This is a genomic window from Spirochaetota bacterium (genome assembly GCA_040756435.1).
In the GTDB taxonomy this organism is placed as follows: domain Bacteria; phylum Spirochaetota; class UBA4802; order UBA4802; family UB4802; genus UBA4802.
On sequence record JBFLZD010000019.1, the window covers coordinates 1 to 19,373 of the forward strand.

Below are 19,373 nucleotides of genomic sequence, written 5' to 3' on the forward strand. Positions count from 1 at the left end.
ACACTATTTTATAATTTATAAAGATAATGTAAAGAAGTTTTTTTATAAGAAAGGAATGTTATGTATACGTAGGGGCGTTAAGCGATACGCCCCTGCGTACCTTATATGGAGATTAACTTTCAAATACAGCACCACGATCGGCAGATGATACCATGAGGCTATAGCGATACATGTAACCGGTAGTAATCTTTGGTTTTGGTGCTTTCCATTTTGCAAGCCGTGCTTTTATTTCATTATCATCTACTTTTAATGTAAGTTTTTTGGCGGGGATATCTATTTCTATGATATCGCCATCTTTGACAATGGCAAGTGGACCACCTGCAGCAGCCTCTGGTGAAATATGCCCAATTGATGAACCACGTGTTGCTCCAGAAAATCTTCCATCGGTGATTAGAGCAACTTCTTTATCCATCCCCATGCCAGCAATTACTGATGTTGGTGTAAGCATCTCACGCATTCCGGGACCTCCCCGTGGCCCTTCGTAGCGGATCACTATCACATCACCTTTTTGGATCTGATTTCCCATGATGGCTTTAACTGCTTCTTCTTCAGAATCAAATACTTTTGCAGGCCCACTGTGTTTTAACATTGATGGGTCAACAGCAGCCTGTTTCACTATACAGCCATCTGGTGCCAGGTTGCCGGTAAGTACTGCAAGGCCACCATCTTTGTGCACGGGTTTGTTCACCAATCGTATGACAGAGGTATCCAATATCGTTTTATCTTTTACATTCTGTGCTATTGATTTGCCAGTTACTGTCATACAGTTGCCATGTATAAGCCCATGTTTAAGAAGTTCATTCATAAGAGCCGGGATACCACCAGCATAATGCAGGTCAATCATGTGGTGCGGTCCGGATGGTGCAATGCTGCATAAATGAGGTGTACGCTGGGATATTGGCTGAATGTCTTTTAGTCGTATTGGAATTCCTGCATAATGAGCTATTGCCGGAATATGCAGGGCGGTGTTTGAAGAGCCCCCTATTGCCATATCAACGGAAAGTGCATTTTCAATGGCTTTTTTAGTTACTATCTTGCGGGGAGTGATCTGCTTTTTAACAAGTTCAATTATCTTCTTTCCGCTTTCCTTGGCAAGGCGTATGCGTTCTGCAAAAACTGCCGGTATTGTGCCATTATAAGGAAGAGCAAGTCCCAACGCTTCGGTCAGGCAGTTCATGGAATTAGCAGTGAAAAGTCCTGCACAGGAGCCTGCACCGGGGCATGCTGCACATTCTATTTCATATAATTCTTCTTTTGAGATAATTCCCTTTGCAGCTTTGCCAACTGCTTCAAATACATTATCAACTGCAATGGGCTTGCCTTTATACATCCCGGGAAGCATTGGTCCACCAGAAATAATTATTGTAGGTATATCAATTTTAACTGCTGCAATAATCATACCGGGGACAATTTTATCACAATTGGTTACCATGACGAGCCCATCAAACGCATGGCCTTTTGCCATAATTTCAATTGAGTCGGCAATAAGTTCACGCGAACCTAACGAGTATTTCATACCAATATGGTTCATGGCAATGCCGTCGCACACGCCAATTGTTGGAAATTCAATGGGTGTACCGCCAGCAGCAATAACTCCTTTTTTAACTGCGTCTACAATATTGCGTAAATGTATATGTCCCGGAATTATCTCATTAAATGAGTTAACAACGCCAATTAATGGTTTTGCTAATTCATCATCATTCAATCCCAACGCTTTAAACAATGAACGATGTGGGGCTTTCTCAATACCTTTCTTAACGCGATCGCTGATCATAACGAATTCCTCCTAAAAAAAATTGAAATTATAATTAGTGATATTTTGAATCCCGATTTTATCGAGATGAAAAATCCTTGCTTTTAGACTGTAAGATTTCTCAGTCGCTTCGCTCCTTCGAAATGACAGAGTATTACTGTCATTCCGGGCTTGATCCGGAATATCGTGTTCTTACCAATGTAGATCCTGAATCAAGTTCAGGATGACATGATGCAAAGCTGTCATTCCGGGCCTGACCCGGAATCGCAATCCTCATCAATAGAGATCCTGAATCAAGTTCAGGATGACATGATGCAAAGCTGTCATTCCAGGCTTGATCCGGAATCTCGTGTTCTTACCAATGTAGATCCTGAATCATGTTCAGGATGACTTGTTGCAAAGCTGTCATTCCGGGCTTGATCCGGTATCGCAATCCTCATCATAGAGATCCTGAATCAAGTTCAGGATGACTTGTTGCATAGCTGTCATTCCGGGCTTGACCCGGAATCTTTACAATACATTGTCATTTCGAGCAGCCCTTTCTGTCATTTCGAGCGTAGCGAGAAATCTTTGCTCTGTACTGTAAGATTTCTCAGTCGCTTCGCTCCTTCGAAATGACGAAATGAGCTTCGCTCCTTCGTAATGACAAAATTAACTGCGTTCATCGAAATGACAGTGTAAAAAGCGTTCATCAAGATGACATTATCGTTACATTTTTAAAAAAATTCACTGACCTTATATGGCTGTTAAGAACTACTAACTTAAATGAATAACAGCATATGTATTAATAGATTGGTACGTTCAAATTGTAAATTAAATTTTATGAAAAATGTAATTAATAAAATCCTCTTGACAAAAAGAAAAATTTGGGGTTTTATCAAAAAATCTAAAAATTGGAAAACAATTCTTGCTTAAGATCATTGTATGAATGATACTGTATCCCTACTTTGAGCTGCAGGGGTATAAATTATGAATATTTTTTTGTACAAGTTGATTTACTGATAAATGGCGGTATTTGAAAATTAGTATGTTTAATCCATTAAAGATATTTAAAAACACAAAAGTAGGTCTTGCACTTGGTAGCGGTGGAGCTAAAGGAGTAGCGCACATTGCCGTGCTTGATTATTGTGCAAAAAAAGAAATCCCAGTTTCCATGATTGCTGGTTCAAGCATTGGTGCTGTCATTGGTTCGTTGTATGCATATGGAGCATTATCTGAATTCACTTCGTTTTTAAAATCAGTAAAAAGCAATGATCTGTTTGCATACTTTGATCCTGTGTTCCCAAAAACTGGACTAGTACAGGGCCGGCGTGCAATGGATTTGCTTGCAAAATTTATTCCTAAAAGTGTTGATATTGAAGATTTAAAGCTGCCTATTGCCATTGTTGCTACTGACTTTTATAGTGGTAAACCTGTAGTTTTTAGAAAAGGGAATGTTCTTGATGCCATACGAGCAAGTATCTCAATACCGGGAATTTTTGTTCCGGTTAAATATATGGATACGGTGCTTATAGATGGTGGAGTCAGTAATCCATTACCTGTTGATGTGGTTAAGCAGATGGGTGCTGGCATTACCATAGCTGTTAATCTCCATCCAACAATTAAGATTAAGCGGGCGATAGCTCCTGCAATTGCCAAACCGCCTGCTAAGTCTATAAGTGAAAATTCATCAAATGATATTATTGAACACATGGATACAGAAGCCATTGATACAACAACAGTAGTTACTCAGGCAAAGGGCTGGTTGACGCACGTTAAAAAGTGGCTTGGCATAAAGATTGAAAGTGACAAAAAGATACATGAAGATAGTATGCCCAATATCTTTGAGATAGTAGCCGGAACAATTGACATTATGGAATATATGAACACAACGCTCATGATCACGTATAATAAACCTGATGTGCTGATTGAACCTGACCTTGTCCACATAGGGACACTGGATTTTACAAAAGTTGATTTTCTATTAAATGAAGGTTATACAGCTTGTTTAAGAGTTGAGAAGGAAATAAAACGTAAGGTGTTGCGGTGGATATGATGGCACAAAGCAAGGAACAATTGTTAGAAGATTTACGCAATACTACTATTGGGAATTGTACACGCTGCAAACTTCACGCAACACGTAGTACCATTGTCTTTGGTGAGGGTAATCCTGAAGCCAGCGTTATGTTTATTGGCGAAGGTCCCGGCAAAGATGAAGATGCTCAGGGCAGACCATTTGTTGGGAAAGCAGGACAACTTTTGACTGCTGTCATTGAAAAGGGGATGAAACTGAAACGCAGCGATGTATATATTGCCAATGTGGTTAAATGCAGGCCAACGGTAAATCTGGAGTTAAAACGTGACCGCCCACCCGATGATGAAGAAGTAGCAGCCTGTGGACCATTTTTAAAACGGCAAATAGAAATTATTCATCCAAAAGTAATCGTTACATTGGGCAATCCTTCTACAAAATTTTTAGTAAATCCAAAAGAAGGGATTACAAAGGTGCATGGTGTGTGGCACCTGTATAATAATATTCCTGTCATGCCCACGTTTCATCCTTCATATATTTTACGAAATGGTGGTGATACCAGCCCAATCAAAAGGCTTATGTGGGAAGACATCAAAAAAGTTATTTCATATCTTAATGGTGAAATCACGTTTGAAGATATTTTTGGAAAATCAGGAGTAACCCTGGATATCAGTATAAACGTTGCTGGTGATGAAAAACGTGATGATGAGGTTCAGGGCAGTTTGTTTTAAAATGTTTTGATATTTGGGCAGCCAGAGATTGCGGTGACTATCGCCCATATAATGCTTTTTATAATTGATGATAGCAGAGTGCAAATCATCAATGTATTATATATACTGTTTTTTAATTTTAAACTTTTGTGGGGGTAGTAATATGGCAACAATAGAGGTAAAAGAAATTGACATTACAAACAAAAAGATGATGAAGCAGTTTATCATGCTTCCGTGGACCACAAAGATTTATGAAAATGACCCGGCGTGGGTGCCACCCATCATTGCTGATCAAAAAAAGCTTTTTAATCCAAAGACTGGCTACTTTTACGAAATTGGTGAAGTTGCATATTTTTTAGCGTATAAGGATGGTGTGCCTGTTGGTAGAATCACCGCTCATACTAACAGAATGTATGAAGAAAAATACAACAAAGAAACAGGCTTTTTTGGATTTTATGAAGCTATTGATGATTTAGATGTTGCACGGGCTTCGTTTGCTGCTGCTGAAGAGTGGTTAAAGAAAAAAGGAAAAACGCGTGTTGAAGGGCCCCAGAGTTTTTCCATTTATGACTCGGTTGGCTTTGAAGTGCTGGGTGAGGATATCATGCCGGTGGTAGGGCTTTTCCACTTTGCACCGTATTACAAAAATCATGCAGAAGCGTGTGGCTATACCAAATGCATTGACTGGCATTGTTTTTTAGTGAAAAAAATTGATGATTATAAACCATATTTAAAAGACGTGCGCGAAAACATCATGAAGACGCAGGATGTAAAATATATATACTATAGCCCAAAAGAATTAAAAAAGCGTGCTAAAGAGATTCATGAGATATTTAATAGAGCATGGGATGGTAACTGGGGACATCTGGATTTAACGCAGAAACAGTTTGATATGCTTGTTGATGAATTGAAGTTAGTTGCTGTACCTGAACTTATTGTGTTTGCTGAAAAGGATGGTAAGACAGTTGGGTTTATTGTATCGCTTCCTGATATGAATCCGGCGCTCAAGATTTTAAATGGTCACCTTTATCCATGGCGTTTGATTAAAGCATTGCGCTCAATAAAGAAAGTTAAAAAGATACGTACAATTATCATGGGTGTACTGCCCGAGTACCGTGGTCAGAAAATAGATGATGTGTTTTATCTATACACAATAGAAAATGGTATACGCTTGGGATATGTTGAGTCTGACTGCTCATTAATTGTGGAAACTAACTATAAGATGATTGGAGCCTTAAAGCCTTTAAAAGCAGAGATTTATAAGACATATCGTATATATGAAAAGAAGATATGATTAAAAACACAAAGCTATTACAGGAGTTTGAAAAAGATTTTATTAAGAAGCACCCCTTAAGCTATGATGAATCCCTAAAATTACTTGATGGCATGTGGGAATTAGGAATGAGCCTGGGGGTGCTTCCGCCTAAAGATCCGTGGGAGGGCATTGAAGTTGATATTAATGTTGCAAGGATACTGAATTGTTTAAAGAAATAAAAAGAATTTGTAACGTATTAAATGAAAAAGAAATCCCATACATGCTAGTTAATGGACAGGCTGTATTGCTGTATGGTGAGCCGTGCCTTACGCGCGATATTGATATAACGTTAGGTGTTGATATTGATAGATTAGATGATATTCTTGCTATTGTAAAACAATTACATTTGAAGATTTTACCTGATGATATTGTGAGCTTTGTGAAAGAAACTATGGTATTGCCTGTTTTAGGAACTAATAACGTACGAATTGATTTTATTTTTTCTTTTACTGAGTATGAACACAATGCAATAAAAAGGGCAAAAAAAGTTATATCTGATGACGTAGCAATATGGTATGCTTCAGCTGAAGACGTTATAATTCAAAAAATATTTGCGGGAAGAGAAAGGGATATTGAAGATGTAAAAATTATCATTGCAAAGCAAAAAATAGATGATGCATATATAAAGCATTGGTTAAAAGGGTTGGGCAAATAGTTGATAAAGATTTTATTGCTATCTATGAAAACATGAAAAAACAAAAATAATATTCTCTGTAATCATACATACTGTCTATGAAACGTAATCCTATAAGTGGCCAGACAAGACGTGAAGAAATTGCAAATGTGATAACCCATGGGGTTGGGATTGCTTTAGGTATTGCGGGTCTTTCTATCCTGGTTGTTTTTGCTTCAATGAAAGGCGATCCCTGGAAGATTGTATCATTTTCTGTATATGGTGCTTCTATTGTCATTCTTTACAGCGCTTCAACTATCTATCATTCAATAAAGAATATAACATTGAAAAAGATATTTCAGATTGTTGACCATTCATCGATTTTTATGTTAATAGCGGGTACATATACGCCATTTGTGCTGGTTAACATGCGCGGTCCCTGGGGATGGACACTGTTTGGATTAGTATGGGGGCTTGCAATTATAGGGATTATTATAAAATCATCATTGGGTACAGGTGGGGATAAACTTTCTACTGTGGTGTACTTAGCAATGGGATGGATTATAGTTATTGCTTTTAAAAAGATGATTTCATCTATACCTTTGATGGGAATAATGTGGCTTGTCATTGGAGGATTGTGCTATTCATTAGGTGCGATAGTTTTTTTGTTAGAAAACAAATTGCCGTTTAACCATCCTCTATGGCATCTTTTTGTTCTGGCTGGTACAGTCACACATTTCTTTGGAATACTTTTCTATGTGCTGCCGTATTGAGTAGCGTTTGGACAATTTATAATTTTGTGAATAACAATTTTTACGTTGTAAATAGTGGGGAATGTTGAATATACCGGCCACCTCTAAAAACTCAAAAAGACTTGAAAAAATATAAGATGTATTATTGCTGCATTAAAATATTAATACAGTGAGGTATTGGTGATGACAAAAACGAAAAAAACGACAAAGATCGCTTTTTGAATATCAGGAAAGGGGGACATCTTGAGCGATTAAACGAAATAATACCGTGGGATATATTCAGAGAGGAACTTGAGCGCATATTTTGCAAGGAAGCCAAAGGTCCTGATGGTGCGTCGCATTTTTATTACGTTATGATGTTTAATATTTTCTCTCGCCTCAAACTTAAAGTCGCAAACCAAAAAAGGCTTGACGGGAATTAAAAAGCTTGTATCTTTCTTCAAACCGAATGTTCAAACAGAATGTTTTTTATCCGCAAATATTATATTACGTCGATTATTACAGGTGCACAGGCAATGTGTATATCTGCAATGCGTCTATACTCTCCAAAAATGGAATGATATCCGTATTGTAGATATGAACGAGTTAGATGAAATGCCAAGAGTTTTAAAGAAATTGAAACAACTATGGAGCAATTAAACAAAATTATTGCCTATTGGTATGATTGCATCAAGTATGAAGATATTTTAGAGAAAGACATTTCTATATACGTCAGGAGCAAAGCAGTTCTTTATCCTTTTGATAATGATCCATTTGTTTTTGATAGAAAAGAAAATATTATTTTAGTCTCTGGAGATGAAAGATTAACAACTTTCTCAGAATATATTACGACGCAAGGCTATGAATCTTATTATGGATATCCTGTTCTATTTTATTTTGATAATGACTCAAAAAAATACCTGATTGCACCTCTTTTCATAATTAAGGTGAAATTCATTAGGGAAGGCTGGGAATTATATTTACAAAAAGATGAACAAAATCCTACTTGTGGAATTCAAGCATTTACTAAGCTTGGATTCCGTACCGAGGATATTGCCGATATAAGTGAATCTTTAGAAATATTATTTAGAAGCACTCTCTCAAGTAGTGAAGAATTAGTAAAAAAATGTTTAGAAGTTATCCAGAAAGAGACTGAATTACCCATTAGAGAATCTATTGATCCTTATAAACTAACTAATTCAATAAAATTTTCAAAAAATAACTCACCAGGATTGTACAACAAAAGTTTAGTGTTCGCCGGTGAAAATACTGTTTACAACATCCATCTACTTCAGGATTTACTTGAGTTAAAAAACAGAAATGACTTAGATAAAACGGCTCTTTCATTTATCCTTGAAAATGTCCCTCAGGTTAAAGGAGTTGAGAAGATACCAGTTCTTCCTTTTCCCTCGAATGAGTATCAAGTAAAAGCTTTACAAGACATATTCCAAAATAAATTATCTGTCATTACAGGCCCACCCGGCACTGGTAAAAGCCAATTCATTTCAAATCTGTTGGTCAACTTATTTCTTGATGGGAAATCAGTTCTTTTTGTCAGTCATACCAATGAAGCAGTTGATGTTGTCAATCAAAAAATAAATGAGCAATTTAGAAATTTGATTTTCCGAACAGGAAAAAAGGAATTTCGACAAGAACTTCAAGGAAGATTCAATGAACTAATATTGGCATCTTCAAAGACACCATTAAAAGAGGAATCCCTGGATCAAATACAATCTATGTGGAAAACAATTTTGGAACATCGAAATAAACTTCAGGAACTTGATAAACTTGAACAAAAATTTGAGAGTAGTTATTTGGTTTATAGAGATAGAAAGGTTCTTTTTTATGAATGTGAAGATTCTAATTTAGAACAATCATTTAAGGAATTATCACCCAAGTTAGAGAAACTGAAACTTGTTAAAGGTAAGTTAGAGAATCTTAAAAACAAATTAGATGGTAAACAATTTTCTTTATGGGAGAGTATTATACTTTTCATTCTTCCACAATATATTGAAAGTAAAAAAGAAAAATTGTTTGGTAAATTAAATTCTATCTTGCCGATAAGGACCCTTGTTATCCTTCAAAATTCTCATCAACCAGTTCCAATTAGCAATTGGGATGATCAGGGATGGTTAAAACTGACGGAGTATCTTGAACTATTAAAATGCTTTTTCGAACTTGAAACAATTAGACGGAAACTAGAAACTTTTAAACCACGAATGGTAATTGAACAAGAAATAAGAAGACTGGAAAAGAATTTTTATATCGCTTCAACAAGGTTTATCAAGGACACTTATATTCAAAAAATGCTTGGTAGAGGTGAAAATATTGGAAAGGTAAAGTCCTTTCTGCATCAGGTAGACTCTCACCGACTAAATGATGATAGTATTGAGAGTTATTCGTTTATAAACGCTTTAGATGTTTTGAAGATTTGGGCATCTACTCTAAAGTCAATCAGAAGAACCTTCCCTTTGAGCGCTGGCATTTTTGATTATGTAATTTTTGATGAGGCTTCACAAGTAGATCTCCCTTCAGCAGCACCGGCTCTTTATCGAGCAAAAAGAGCCATTGTTGTTGGTGATCCTATGCAACTTACACATGTTGCTGGTTTAACTCGAGATATAGATAAGGGATTGGCTAAAATACATGGTCTAACAGAAAAGAAAGATATTTATCCTTCCAAGATAAGATATTGCGATGTTTCCATTTATAAATCTGCAGAAAATTCACTAAATCATAAACCTATTCTTTTAACCAACCACTATCGGTCAGAAGATCAAATTATTGCATTATGTAATAAAGTTTTTTACGAGGGGCGTTTGAAAATATTGACTACTCTTGACTTTTCTCGATACCCCAGCAGTTTACCATTAGGTGTTCACTGGATTAATTGCGAGGGCGAAGTCTATAAACATCCTGCAGGGAGTAGAATAAATCAAATTGAGGTTAATTTAGTAAATAAAGTTTTTCAAGATGTATTACAGAAAATTTAGGGGACGGATCTAAGTATAGGTGTTGTAACTCCATACTCCCGCCAACAGGATTCAATACACGAAATGATTTCCAAGTCAACCCCAGCGGAACTTCTTGAGCAACATAATGTAAAAATCCTCACTGCTCATAAATTTCAGGGCTCTGAAAAAGATATAATGATATTTTCTTTAGTCCTGGCATCTCGTGGAAATGGAAATAGTGACAGATGGTATAACATCTATCCTCAGATTTTAAATGTAGCATTATCCCGAGCGAAATATCTTTTATATATCGTAGGGGACAAAAAATTTTGTTACAGGCGAAGTGGTATATTAAAACGATTGGTTGAAACCTATGATGAGGTTAAAAAGCAGGAAAAAACCGAGGAGTATACTCTATTTGAAAAGTTTGATTCGCCAACTGAAAGATTTCTCTTTCAAAAACTACAAGAAATAGACTTTGGTAAACTTGGATATAAATTGATTCCAAAGTTAGTGGTTAAAAGATATACTCTTGATTTTGCACTTGTAGGTAAGAAAAAAATTGATATTGAGTGTGATGGGTACCAACATGAAATTATCGAAGGTCTTCCAGTGTTAGAAGATGTTGAAAGAGACGAATTTTTAACAGAAGAAGGTTGGCAAGTTTTACGATTTACTAATCATAAAGTTTTGTCTCAAATCAATAATGTAATTGGGAAAATATTGGAAAATCTATGAGCGCGGCACTTCATCTAACACAGCATAAAATGTTCGTGCCTGATGGCACTCACCCAAATTTTTGCTTCGCAAAAACTTCTTTTATGCTGAAGCCGTTGTCCGCAATACGGCGCTATACTTTATGGAATGCCGGCTGGAAGAAAAAGGAAAACTAAATTGAAAAAATATTTATCATATTTATTATCAACTTCACTTTTTATAGGAATAAGTATTTTAGCTTATTTTAAAATATTTTATTCAAATAAGATTTGGATTAATTCATTTACTAACTATGATGTAATAATTGTTGTTCTCTATTTGCTTTGGATGATTTATGAAGTTAAGGTATCCCATAACGATGTTAAGCAAGAAATTGTTGTTTCAGATTATGGTACACGTGAATTTTATGGCTTTAGTCATGCTTTAACTATTTTATCTGCTTTATGGTTTAATTCTATATGGCAAAGGCCTGGGATATACCATATTATTGGTCTTATTATTTTTTTATTTGGCATTTTATACCGGATATGAGCAATACATACATTAGGAGAATTTTATTCACATATTGTCAGAAAAATAGATGGTCATAAAATCATAGATACTGGACCATATAAATTTATAAGGCATCCTGCTTACACTGGAATGATAACAGCTCATATTGGTATTACTATTTTTTATTTTAATTTTGTAACTTTAGCAATATTAATCGTATTATTAATTCCATCGATTATTCTTAGAATTATCATTGAAGAAAAAACATTGAAAACAATAGAAGGCTATGAAGAATTTTCTAAAAATCGAAAAAGAATTTATCCATTTATTTGGTAAAATTTATTGTGTGAATCTGCCTACGCCCTCCTTGGCCTTCGGCAGACCTACTCAATGAGCACCGTACTGCGCACAAAACGGGGTAAGCGTTTCGTCGCTGCGCTCCTCGGGCTTCGCCACATTGCGCCCCAAAAGCGGGCGCAACGTCGCCTGCCCCGGAAACGTTATATGCAATGCCCATTAAAATTAGGAGGAGTAGATTATGAAAGAATGTTTTATCAGATTTATGGCACCTGTAATGCCTCAAACCACCGATCAATTATTTAGAATTATCGATAACAAGATTAGTCAAAAATATGAAAAGTTGAATTTACTAATTTCATCGCCTGGTGGGTCAGTTTTTCATGGTATTTCATTATACAACTTTTTAAAAGGTGCACCTATCGAAGTATGGACATATAATTTTGGAAGCGTTGATTCAATTGGCGTTGTTATATTTTGCTCGGGTAGAAAAAGGATTTCTGTTCCTCATGCACGATTTTTAATTCATGGCGTTAGATTTAATTTTTCAGGTAATGCAAGTTTTGATGAGAAACAGATTGAAGAACATTTAAAGAGCTTAAAGATTGACCAACAAAACATCGCAAGAATTATAGCAGATACAACACAAAAACCAACCCACAAAGTTGAAGAAGATATGAATAACAGAACTACTTTAAATCCTAACGAAGCAAAAGACTATGGATTAGTTCATGAAATTCAATCTCAACTCTTTCCTATTGATGCTGACCTCAGTGTAATTGTCGAGAATGTTCAGCAAATGCCTCAAGGCATTCCATTTGGTATAACAATACCGCCAATGCAGGCATTTACGAGGTCTCAAGATTTAGATATTGGTACTTTTTAATAAAATGGGCACAGCGTATAACAGCGGCTATACACCATTAAAACGGCGCATAGCCGCGGAACGTTAGGCGACATTTTGCTTGACGGAATTTAAATAGATGAAAGGAGGTATAAATAATATGAACATTCCAAACCGTGAGGGATTTCTTAAAGGCTGCGAGGAATTTGAAAAACATGAGAAGCGTGATTCTATGTACAAAGTAGCAACTTTCCTCGTATCTCATTTTTGGGGCAAGCCTTCGGATATGGCAGATGGATTAGGTGTATTGTTGTTAACATGGAATCAGGCATTTTATAGATATGGAATTTTCGATTTCGATAAACTGGAAGAATGCATAAAAGTGAATTTCCGAAAGATTGAAAACTTCAGAAACAGAGATATTTCTAGTTTATCAAATTCCGATGAAGAGGATATAAAGGATTTATTCAATAAGTTTCTTGTAGCCTTGCAAATTGATTCGGGGAAAAATCAGGGGAGAAAAAGCCCTGTGGCAGTGGCTAAAGCTCTACATCTCTTAGCCCCTAAGTTCTTTCCTCTTTGGGACGATAAAATAGCACGAGCCTACGGGTACTACTATAATGAGAATCCTGCGGAAAGATATGTCTCATTTTGCAAGAAAACAAAAGCCATCGCGCATGAAGTTAAAAACTACAGTAATCGCTCAGATAAAACACTTATCAAGTTAATAGATGAATATAATTACTCGAAATATACACAAGGATGGATTTAGAAAATGAACCGCCAAGCAAAATGCTTCGCCACTATCGTGGCTCGCCCTTCGGATCGCCTAACAGCGGCTAAAAGGATTCGTTTCACTACGCCCAAATTGCCTTCGGCAACTTCTTGAACTCGCAGAACGTTATGGGCAATTTTAAGAATATTAATATAAAAAGGAATAATTATGAATCTAATACACAAATTGTATGACAAAAAAGTGAAAGCATTTAATCTTTTATTCGAGATTAATTTAAATGATTATCTTGCGATTGCAGACAAAATATTCAAGAAAAATCAATTTCAAAGACGAAGAGTAAAATCGTCTTCAACAGTATATAGTTTATTAAAACAAGATTTAATGGTTGGTTGTATTATTCCTCCCATTGTTTTGGCACTATCAAAGCAAGATAAAAAAATTACAGAAGAAGAAATAAATAAATATGCGGAAAAAGAGTTAGCAAATGTTATAATAGAAAACATTGAATCTTTAATTATCCTGGATGGACTGCAAAGGACTTATACAATCAAAGATCTATTTTCCGAATTAAAAAGTAAAGGTGATCAAGATACTTTAGAAAAAGTAAAAAAACATCTTATTAGAATTGAGATTTATTTTGGGATTGACAAGCTTGGTATTTTATACAGAATGCTAACTCTTAATACGGGGCAAACACCAATGTCTTTAAGGCACCAAATAGAAATCCTTTATTCTGACTACTTAAACACTAATATTGAAGGGATAAAATTGCTTTTAGAAGCAGAAGACACTACACCCCAAAAATTTGGTGAATATAAATTTAAGGATATTATAGAGGGATTTAATTCATATATTGATAGAGATTATTTGACTATTGATCGAAATGATGTTCTGGAAAATATTAAAACATTAGAAAAATTATCAAAAGAAAATCAAGACAGAGATTTATTCAAGGACTATTTATTGATATATCATAACCTTGTTAAAATTTTGATAGAAAAATCAAATAAATGGGAGTACAATGAAAATGATTTCAAAGAGAGTCCTTTATCTGGACAACCATTCGGGAAAAATGCACAGAAAATATTTACAAAACCGCAAGTAATGACAGGATTTGGCTCAGCAATAGGTAAGTTAGTTGATTTTAATTTAATAAATTATTTATCAGATATTTATGAATTAATAAAAAATATTAATATTTCTAACCCCCAAGAAACTCTTAATAGTTTAATTTTAAAATTAGATAAAATAAGAACAACAGCTAAAAAAATTGGGAATGACCAACGTATGTTTTTCCATTTTTTGTTTAGGGAATTATTTGATAAAAAAGGAGAGGCATTTTTAAACCTTGATAAAGCAATTGAAGAAGCATTTAATACATATTTAAGAAAGACGCAGTAGATTTAATAAGGACACAGTAGAATGGCTATATATTACGACAATATATTGTTAAGTAATTGTACGTTTGATAAGGAAGAAAAAATTTTTTCATTGTCCAATGACGAAAATGATTATTATATCAATATCTCATACATTCCAAAGCTTGTAACTGAAGAGGAAGAATACAAACCAGAAGATTATTCAGTATTTTTATTTGAAAATAATCATCTAAATGCTGAAAATGATGCTTTTCAACTTTATGATAAGGATAAGGATGAGCGAATCGGCTGGATTTTCCCTATTTCCATTTTGGAAAGCAATGAGAATGATTTTGACAGAAATATACATTTAAACATGTATAAACTGGTTGTCTATAAGATCCTTTTATCAAATAGTTTTGAATATAGAGTAAATATTAATGAGATCAATAAATCTTTGTCATTAAGTCATATTTATGGAGATGATACTATAATTTGTATTTTATCAAAAGACAAAATAAGTGAAGGTGAATTTAATATACATTCTTATTATCCTTGTCTTGCAATTTATGGATACTTTGAAAAAAACAATAATAAACTAGTTGTTAAATATCCTAATAATCTTATTGTTGAAACATATCGTAATAAGACAAAACTTTACATCAAAAAAACAAATAACAATATTTTAAAATTAGATTTCGTAAAAAAATTATACTGTAACTACTTAAAAACATTAGATCACCATTTGATTAGATTTCACCTTTTATATCAAATAATTGAATATTTAATAACAGAAAACTTTTCATCAGAATTTGATCAATTATTGACAAAATATAATAATAATGAAATTACCAAAAATAATTTTTTAGAAAAAATAAATGAGATTAGAAGTGAAAGGAAAAATATTAGGAAAATTATTGATAAAATAAAGCTTCAAACTGATTTTGAAAAACAAGTAAATACAGACTTGAAACGGACGATTAAAGATTTTTTAAGAAATTTCAACATTGAAGAGAATGAGCATTTAGGAGATTTAATTTATGATATGAGAAATATCATAATACACAATTATAGAGAAATAAAGGATGAAAATTTAGATTTGATAAACGAAATTTCTTATTTATTTGAAATATTAATTAATGTAGTAATTATAAAAAGCCCATAACAACGGCTATACGTAATGCGAGCGAAAATGCTAAGTATATGGATATTTTGGATGTAATAATAGTGTGTGCTAAATTGAAAATTAAGCATTTCAAAACCCGCACTACGTATAGCCGCGAACCGTTAGGTGACATTTTCCGAGGAGGTGTAGTATGAAAATCCTTTTTCTTGGTCCAGCAGATTCGCCAACACTTGAGTATTTGAGGTCTGTAGAAGATGAAGTGATATCCACTATGGACCCTATCGATCTCAAGTTTGCGGACTAAAAACTAATTTTGCATTCTTTTCAAGCTGATTTTTCCACTTGTAAAATAACGTGTCCCGTATCCCTTTGCTTCGACAGTATTTTGCTATTCCATCCAGATACTGTAATCCTTCAAGTACTACTCTTGCCTTGTCTTCTGGACTGTAGCTGTTCTTTACTTTTCCCATGATTTTCTCCTGCTTTTTATTATTTACTACAGGAATTTACTCTCTATATTTTTCCTATAAAAATTCTCTATTTCCAGTGAAACTTTAGACATACCACTTGCGTTGTACTGTGTTACGTGCCCTTCCCAATACGTGCGCTTACTGTGGTGTGCTGTAGATGGTTTTTCCATAGTTGTTTCCCTCCGTATGTACGTTTTTTACTTTACATTACATACGGAATATATGCATAGTTCTGTTCACCTGTAAAGATGGGGTTAATTTGACAGCTACATTTAAGATAGATGGTAAGATTACATTAGTGTACATGAGTAAAAGAAGAAAGATTACAAAGAAGTATTGGGTGATAAAAAATAATTTGTATTACTACTGCCTTTGGATGTGGTAAAAGATAGAGCGTTTTAATAAATAAAAGTTAGAGAATTATTATAGCGAATAAATGAAATGATTTATTTTTCGTATGAGGTTTATAAATGAAAGTAACAAGAGAAATTAAAGTAACAAGTATTGTGTTATTTATGATTCTATTTCTATATTTAACCCTGCAACCGATGCTTGGGCAAGAAAAAGAAGATGTACAATGGATAGCTGAGCCACAATTTGATGAGGCGTGGAATTTCCACGAGGGAGTGGCACTTGTAAAGTATGGCGTTGCATATGGCTATATAGACGAGAAAGGCAAGTGGATAGCCAAGCCGCAGTTTGATAATGCGGAGGGTTTCTACGAAGGATTGGCTCGTGTTCAACAAGGAGGCAAATGGGGCTATATAGACAGGAAAGGCAAGTGGATAGCCAAGCCGCAGTTTGATGATGCGTCGATTTTTTTTGAAAATATGGCTGCTGTGCAACAAGGAGGCAAATGGGGATTTATAGACAAAAAAGGCAAATGGCTAATCAAGCCACAGTTTGATTATGCGGAGGATTTCAGTGAAGGATTGGCTTGTGTGAAACAAGATGGCAAATATGGCTATATAGACAGGGACGGCAAGTGGATAGCCGTGCCGCAGTTTGATGATGCGTGGAATTTCCATGAAGGAGTGGCTCGTGTGCAACAGGGAGGCAAATGGGGTTATATTAAGAATCCATTACGTGCAGGTGAAATCGAAAAAAGCTTTGAAGCTGCAGGAATGCTGATAGGGACAGTGGAGTCCATAGAAGGTAAAACAGTCATTGTAGCATTGAAGGATATAAATAAACAGGTGAATTTGGGCCAGAAGCTGTGTTTGTATTCAGGCGAAAATATGATCATTATGCGTGCAAACTTTCCCATGATGACAGTTATACAATGCAATGTAGTGAGTGGTTCCATTAAGGATATAAAAGCTGGGATAAAGGTGTATGCTTATAGGGAAGAGAAGAAGTAAGGAGAGTAGAAAAGCATGGTTTAAGCTAAAGAGTAAGATTACGTAAAGATTTAGAGTAACAAAAAAGCAAAAAATATTTATCGTTGACAGTTTGTTTTGTTGCCACCTGGACGAAACGAAAGCGAGTTTTTATTTAAAGGTGTGGACAATAATGTCACCCCCTCCGGGGGTTAGGTAAGGTAGTGATATGCCTTTTACAATAATGTCACCCCCTCCGGGGGTTAGGTAAGGTAGTGATATGCCTTTTACAATAATGTCACCACCTCCGGGGGTTTGGCAAGGTAGTGATATGCCTTTTACAATAATGTCACCCCCCTCCGGGGGTTCTTAATGTTGGTGGCATAGCAATTGTTTAATAATAATGTCACCTCCACTGGGGGTTGCAATAATGTCATCCCCACAAGGGGTTGGGGTGATGTATGATGATTTACAGAATATACTAAATGTAACAGTTCAATCTTAATCCTGTAACTATTATTTAAATTACCTTTAGTTAATAATTTTTTAACTTCATATCATTTTATTTATAGACTTGATAAAAAGATATACGTATAATAAGTATATCAAAATTTATCAGATAAATCAGGAGCGTATGTATTATGAAAAAATATGTCTGTTATTGTTTTAAATATACTGAAGAAGATATCATCAACGATGTAAAAAATAATGGGAAATCTACTATTCTTGAAAGAATTGTTGCTGCAAAAAAACTGCAGCAATGTAACTGTGCAGTAAACCATCCTGAAAAAAGGTGATGTTTGCCTGATGTCCGCCGGGTTGTGGACAATTATAAAAATATGCGAAAAAATTAAAGTTGGGGAATAAAAAATTATGGAATATCTTTTAATAGCAATATTTGTTGCGCTTGTTTTATTAATCATTCTTGTCATTATTCTTCTGTTAAAAGGGCAGCCGTCTGATGTTGCATCGCAAATAAACGCTGCGCTTGCAAATCAGTTGTTAACATTGCAGTCTGCTATTAATACTGAGTTGCATTCTGCTCGTCAGGAAATAGCTGCTTCAAAAGATACTATCGCACAGCATACATTAAAGACAATTGAGACCATAAAAGAAATTGGGCAAACAATCCATTCAATTACGCGTCAGCAAGAAGAGGCCCAAAAGTTAGGGCAGTCGTTAAAAGATCTGTTGCAGGCACCAAAGCTGCGTGGCAATTATGGCGAGGCCATTCTGGAAGAAATGCTTGAACGGGTGTTACCAAAAGGTATATGGGAAGCGCAGTATGCTATTGATGGCAAAGAAAAAGTTGATGCAGTGGTAAAGATAAAAGATATGATTGTGCCTATTGATGCAAAGTTCCCCCGTGATAATTATCAAAAATATCTGGAAGCATCTGGTGAACAGGAAAAACGGAATTACTGGAATGCCTATGTGAATGACATCAAGAAGCAAATAAAAAGCATAAAAGAAAAATATATTAAACCAGAGAAGGGGACGGCGGAGTTTGCTTTGATGTTTATACCATCAGAGGCTATCTATTATGAAACTATCGCCGAAAAAAATTATTTAGGGATGCCTTCTGATTTATACCAGTTTGCTCAGGATAATAAGGTTATACCGGTAAGCCCCAACACATTTTATGCATTTTTGCAACTGGTTGTGGTGGGTTCGCGCAATTTAGAGATAATTAGAAGCGTAAAAAAAATTCAAACGGGATTATTGGAACTGGAACGTGCGTTTGAATTGTTTTATACAAAATATGAGGAGATAGGCAGAAGCATTGAAAAAGCTGCCGAAAGCTACAGGGTGGGCGATAGTCATATAAAAAAATATAGAACAAAACTTGAAAACACTCTGAAACTGGAAGAACTTTCATCAACCGACGTTCCTATTCTTAAAGACTGATCTGTTAAAAATTTGCCTC

18 protein-coding genes and 2 pseudogenes are annotated in these 19,373 nt (G+C 35.1%); 17 read left to right on the forward strand and 3 right to left on the reverse strand.

Annotated elements, in window-relative coordinates; genetic code table 11:
* Nucleotides 1-112 precede the first annotated feature (112 nt).
* Complete coding sequence (gene ilvD, locus AB1444_07025; protein ID MEW6526399.1) at nucleotides 113-1,774, reverse strand: dihydroxy-acid dehydratase; 1,662 nt, start codon at nucleotides 1,772-1,774, stop codon at nucleotides 113-115.
* Between the two features lie 210 nt (nucleotides 1,775-1,984).
* Here ilvD and AB1444_07030 point away from each other — a divergent pair, with 210 nt between their 5' ends.
* The 14 genes and pseudogenes from AB1444_07030 to AB1444_07095 all read left to right on the forward strand — a co-directional run bounded on the left by AB1444_07030 (nucleotide 1,985) and on the right by AB1444_07095 (nucleotide 15,696).
* Nucleotides 1,985-2,143, forward strand: coding sequence for a hypothetical protein (locus AB1444_07030; protein ID MEW6526400.1), 159 nt, complete (start codon nucleotides 1,985-1,987; stop codon nucleotides 2,141-2,143).
* Nucleotides 2,144-2,780: 637 nt separating this feature from the next.
* Nucleotides 2,781-3,788: a patatin-like phospholipase family protein gene (locus AB1444_07035; GenBank protein MEW6526401.1), complete on the forward strand. Its 1,008-nt coding sequence runs from the start codon at nucleotides 2,781-2,783 to the stop codon at nucleotides 3,786-3,788.
* Nucleotides 3,788-4,369: pseudogene (locus AB1444_07040) on the forward strand (uracil-DNA glycosylase). Before AB1444_07035 ends, AB1444_07040 begins: the two are co-directional and overlap by 1 nt.
* A gap of 268 nt (nucleotides 4,370-4,637) precedes the next feature.
* The gene (locus AB1444_07045; GenBank protein ID MEW6526402.1) at nucleotides 4,638-5,768 is read left to right on the forward strand and encodes a GNAT family N-acetyltransferase; all 1,131 of its coding nucleotides are present in this window, start codon (nucleotides 4,638-4,640) and stop codon (nucleotides 5,766-5,768) included.
* The gene (locus AB1444_07050; GenBank protein ID MEW6526403.1) at nucleotides 5,765-5,968 is read left to right on the forward strand and encodes a hypothetical protein; all 204 of its coding nucleotides are present in this window, start codon (nucleotides 5,765-5,767) and stop codon (nucleotides 5,966-5,968) included. The genes AB1444_07045 and AB1444_07050 overlap by 4 nt, the downstream gene beginning before the upstream one ends.
* Nucleotides 5,953-6,444 carry a DUF6036 family nucleotidyltransferase gene (locus AB1444_07055; GenBank protein MEW6526404.1) on the forward strand — a complete coding sequence of 164 codons (492 nt, stop codon included), beginning with the start codon at nucleotides 5,953-5,955 and terminating at the stop codon, nucleotides 6,442-6,444. Before AB1444_07050 ends, AB1444_07055 begins: the two co-directional genes overlap by 16 nt.
* A gap of 77 nt (nucleotides 6,445-6,521) precedes the next feature.
* Entirely contained in the window at nucleotides 6,522-7,175 is a 654-nt protein-coding gene (locus AB1444_07060; protein ID MEW6526405.1) for a hemolysin III family protein, read from the forward strand.
* Between the two features lie 605 nt (nucleotides 7,176-7,780).
* Nucleotides 7,781-10,825, forward strand: a pseudogene (locus tag AB1444_07065) (AAA domain-containing protein).
* 156 nt (nucleotides 10,826-10,981) lie between these two features.
* On the forward strand, nucleotides 10,982-11,335 hold the full coding sequence (locus AB1444_07070) for a hypothetical protein (GenBank protein MEW6526406.1): 354 nt from the start codon (nucleotides 10,982-10,984) through the stop codon (nucleotides 11,333-11,335).
* A 3-nt stretch (nucleotides 11,336-11,338) separates the two neighbouring features.
* On the forward strand, nucleotides 11,339-11,632 hold the full coding sequence (locus AB1444_07075; protein ID MEW6526407.1) for an isoprenylcysteine carboxylmethyltransferase family protein: 294 nt from the start codon (nucleotides 11,339-11,341) through the stop codon (nucleotides 11,630-11,632).
* Nucleotides 11,633-11,834: 202 nt separating this feature from the next.
* On the forward strand, nucleotides 11,835-12,479 hold the full coding sequence (locus AB1444_07080; GenBank protein ID MEW6526408.1) for an ATP-dependent Clp protease proteolytic subunit: 645 nt from the start codon (nucleotides 11,835-11,837) through the stop codon (nucleotides 12,477-12,479).
* A 118-nt stretch (nucleotides 12,480-12,597) separates the two neighbouring features.
* Nucleotides 12,598-13,209: a hypothetical protein gene (locus AB1444_07085; protein ID MEW6526409.1), complete on the forward strand. Its 612-nt coding sequence runs from the start codon at nucleotides 12,598-12,600 to the stop codon at nucleotides 13,207-13,209.
* Nucleotides 13,210-13,380: 171 nt separating this feature from the next.
* Nucleotides 13,381-14,574 (forward strand): hypothetical protein, encoded by a 1,194-nt coding sequence (locus tag AB1444_07090; GenBank protein ID MEW6526410.1) that lies wholly within the window; start codon nucleotides 13,381-13,383, stop codon nucleotides 14,572-14,574.
* 21 nt (nucleotides 14,575-14,595) lie between these two features.
* The gene (locus tag AB1444_07095; protein MEW6526411.1) at nucleotides 14,596-15,696 is read left to right on the forward strand and encodes a hypothetical protein; all 1,101 of its coding nucleotides are present in this window, start codon (nucleotides 14,596-14,598) and stop codon (nucleotides 15,694-15,696) included.
* Between the two features lie 248 nt (nucleotides 15,697-15,944).
* Here AB1444_07095 and AB1444_07100 read toward each other — a convergent pair whose 3' ends face one another.
* Nucleotides 15,945-16,127, reverse strand: a complete 183-nt coding sequence (locus tag AB1444_07100; protein MEW6526412.1) for a transposase — start codon at nucleotides 16,125-16,127, stop codon at nucleotides 15,945-15,947.
* 26 nt (nucleotides 16,128-16,153) lie between these two features.
* Entirely contained in the window at nucleotides 16,154-16,297 is a 144-nt protein-coding gene (locus AB1444_07105; protein MEW6526413.1) for a hypothetical protein, read from the reverse strand.
* A gap of 300 nt (nucleotides 16,298-16,597) precedes the next feature.
* Between AB1444_07105 and AB1444_07110 the strand changes: the two genes are divergently transcribed.
* The 3 genes from AB1444_07110 (at nucleotide 16,598) to AB1444_07120 (ending at nucleotide 19,354) form a co-directional block, all read left to right on the forward strand.
* Nucleotides 16,598-17,488: a WG repeat-containing protein gene (locus tag AB1444_07110; protein ID MEW6526414.1), complete on the forward strand. Its 891-nt coding sequence runs from the start codon at nucleotides 16,598-16,600 to the stop codon at nucleotides 17,486-17,488.
* Nucleotides 17,489-18,087: 599 nt separating this feature from the next.
* Nucleotides 18,088-18,243: a hypothetical protein gene (locus tag AB1444_07115; GenBank protein MEW6526415.1), complete on the forward strand. Its 156-nt coding sequence runs from the start codon at nucleotides 18,088-18,090 to the stop codon at nucleotides 18,241-18,243.
* 76 nt (nucleotides 18,244-18,319) lie between these two features.
* The gene (locus AB1444_07120) at nucleotides 18,320-19,354 is read left to right on the forward strand and encodes a DNA recombination protein RmuC (GenBank protein MEW6526416.1); all 1,035 of its coding nucleotides are present in this window, start codon (nucleotides 18,320-18,322) and stop codon (nucleotides 19,352-19,354) included.
* The last annotated feature ends 19 nt before the right edge of the window (nucleotides 19,355-19,373 follow it).

Coding starts and splice junctions, on each gene's coding strand:
- ilvD (MEW6526399.1), bottom strand. CDS start 1,774: ATGATCAGCGATCGCGTTAAGAAAGGTATTGAGAAAGCCCCACATCGT.
- AB1444_07030 (MEW6526400.1), top strand. CDS start 1,985: ATGCAAAGCTGTCATTCCGGGCCTGACCCGGAATCGCAATCCTCATCA.
- AB1444_07035 (MEW6526401.1), top strand. CDS start 2,781: ATGTTTAATCCATTAAAGATATTTAAAAACACAAAAGTAGGTCTTGCA.
- AB1444_07045 (MEW6526402.1), top strand. CDS start 4,638: ATGGCAACAATAGAGGTAAAAGAAATTGACATTACAAACAAAAAGATG.
- AB1444_07050 (MEW6526403.1), top strand. CDS start 5,765: ATGATTAAAAACACAAAGCTATTACAGGAGTTTGAAAAAGATTTTATT.
- AB1444_07060 (MEW6526405.1), top strand. CDS start 6,522: ATGAAACGTAATCCTATAAGTGGCCAGACAAGACGTGAAGAAATTGCA.
- AB1444_07080 (MEW6526408.1), top strand. CDS start 11,835: ATGAAAGAATGTTTTATCAGATTTATGGCACCTGTAATGCCTCAAACC.
- AB1444_07085 (MEW6526409.1), top strand. CDS start 12,598: ATGAACATTCCAAACCGTGAGGGATTTCTTAAAGGCTGCGAGGAATTT.
- AB1444_07090 (MEW6526410.1), top strand. CDS start 13,381: ATGAATCTAATACACAAATTGTATGACAAAAAAGTGAAAGCATTTAAT.
- AB1444_07095 (MEW6526411.1), top strand. CDS start 14,596: ATGGCTATATATTACGACAATATATTGTTAAGTAATTGTACGTTTGAT.
- AB1444_07100 (MEW6526412.1), bottom strand. CDS start 16,127: ATGGGAAAAGTAAAGAACAGCTACAGTCCAGAAGACAAGGCAAGAGTA.
- AB1444_07105 (MEW6526413.1), bottom strand. CDS start 16,297: ATGGAAAAACCATCTACAGCACACCACAGTAAGCGCACGTATTGGGAA.
- AB1444_07110 (MEW6526414.1), top strand. CDS start 16,598: ATGAAAGTAACAAGAGAAATTAAAGTAACAAGTATTGTGTTATTTATG.
- AB1444_07115 (MEW6526415.1), top strand. CDS start 18,088: ATGAAAAAATATGTCTGTTATTGTTTTAAATATACTGAAGAAGATATC.
- AB1444_07120 (MEW6526416.1), top strand. CDS start 18,320: ATGGAATATCTTTTAATAGCAATATTTGTTGCGCTTGTTTTATTAATC.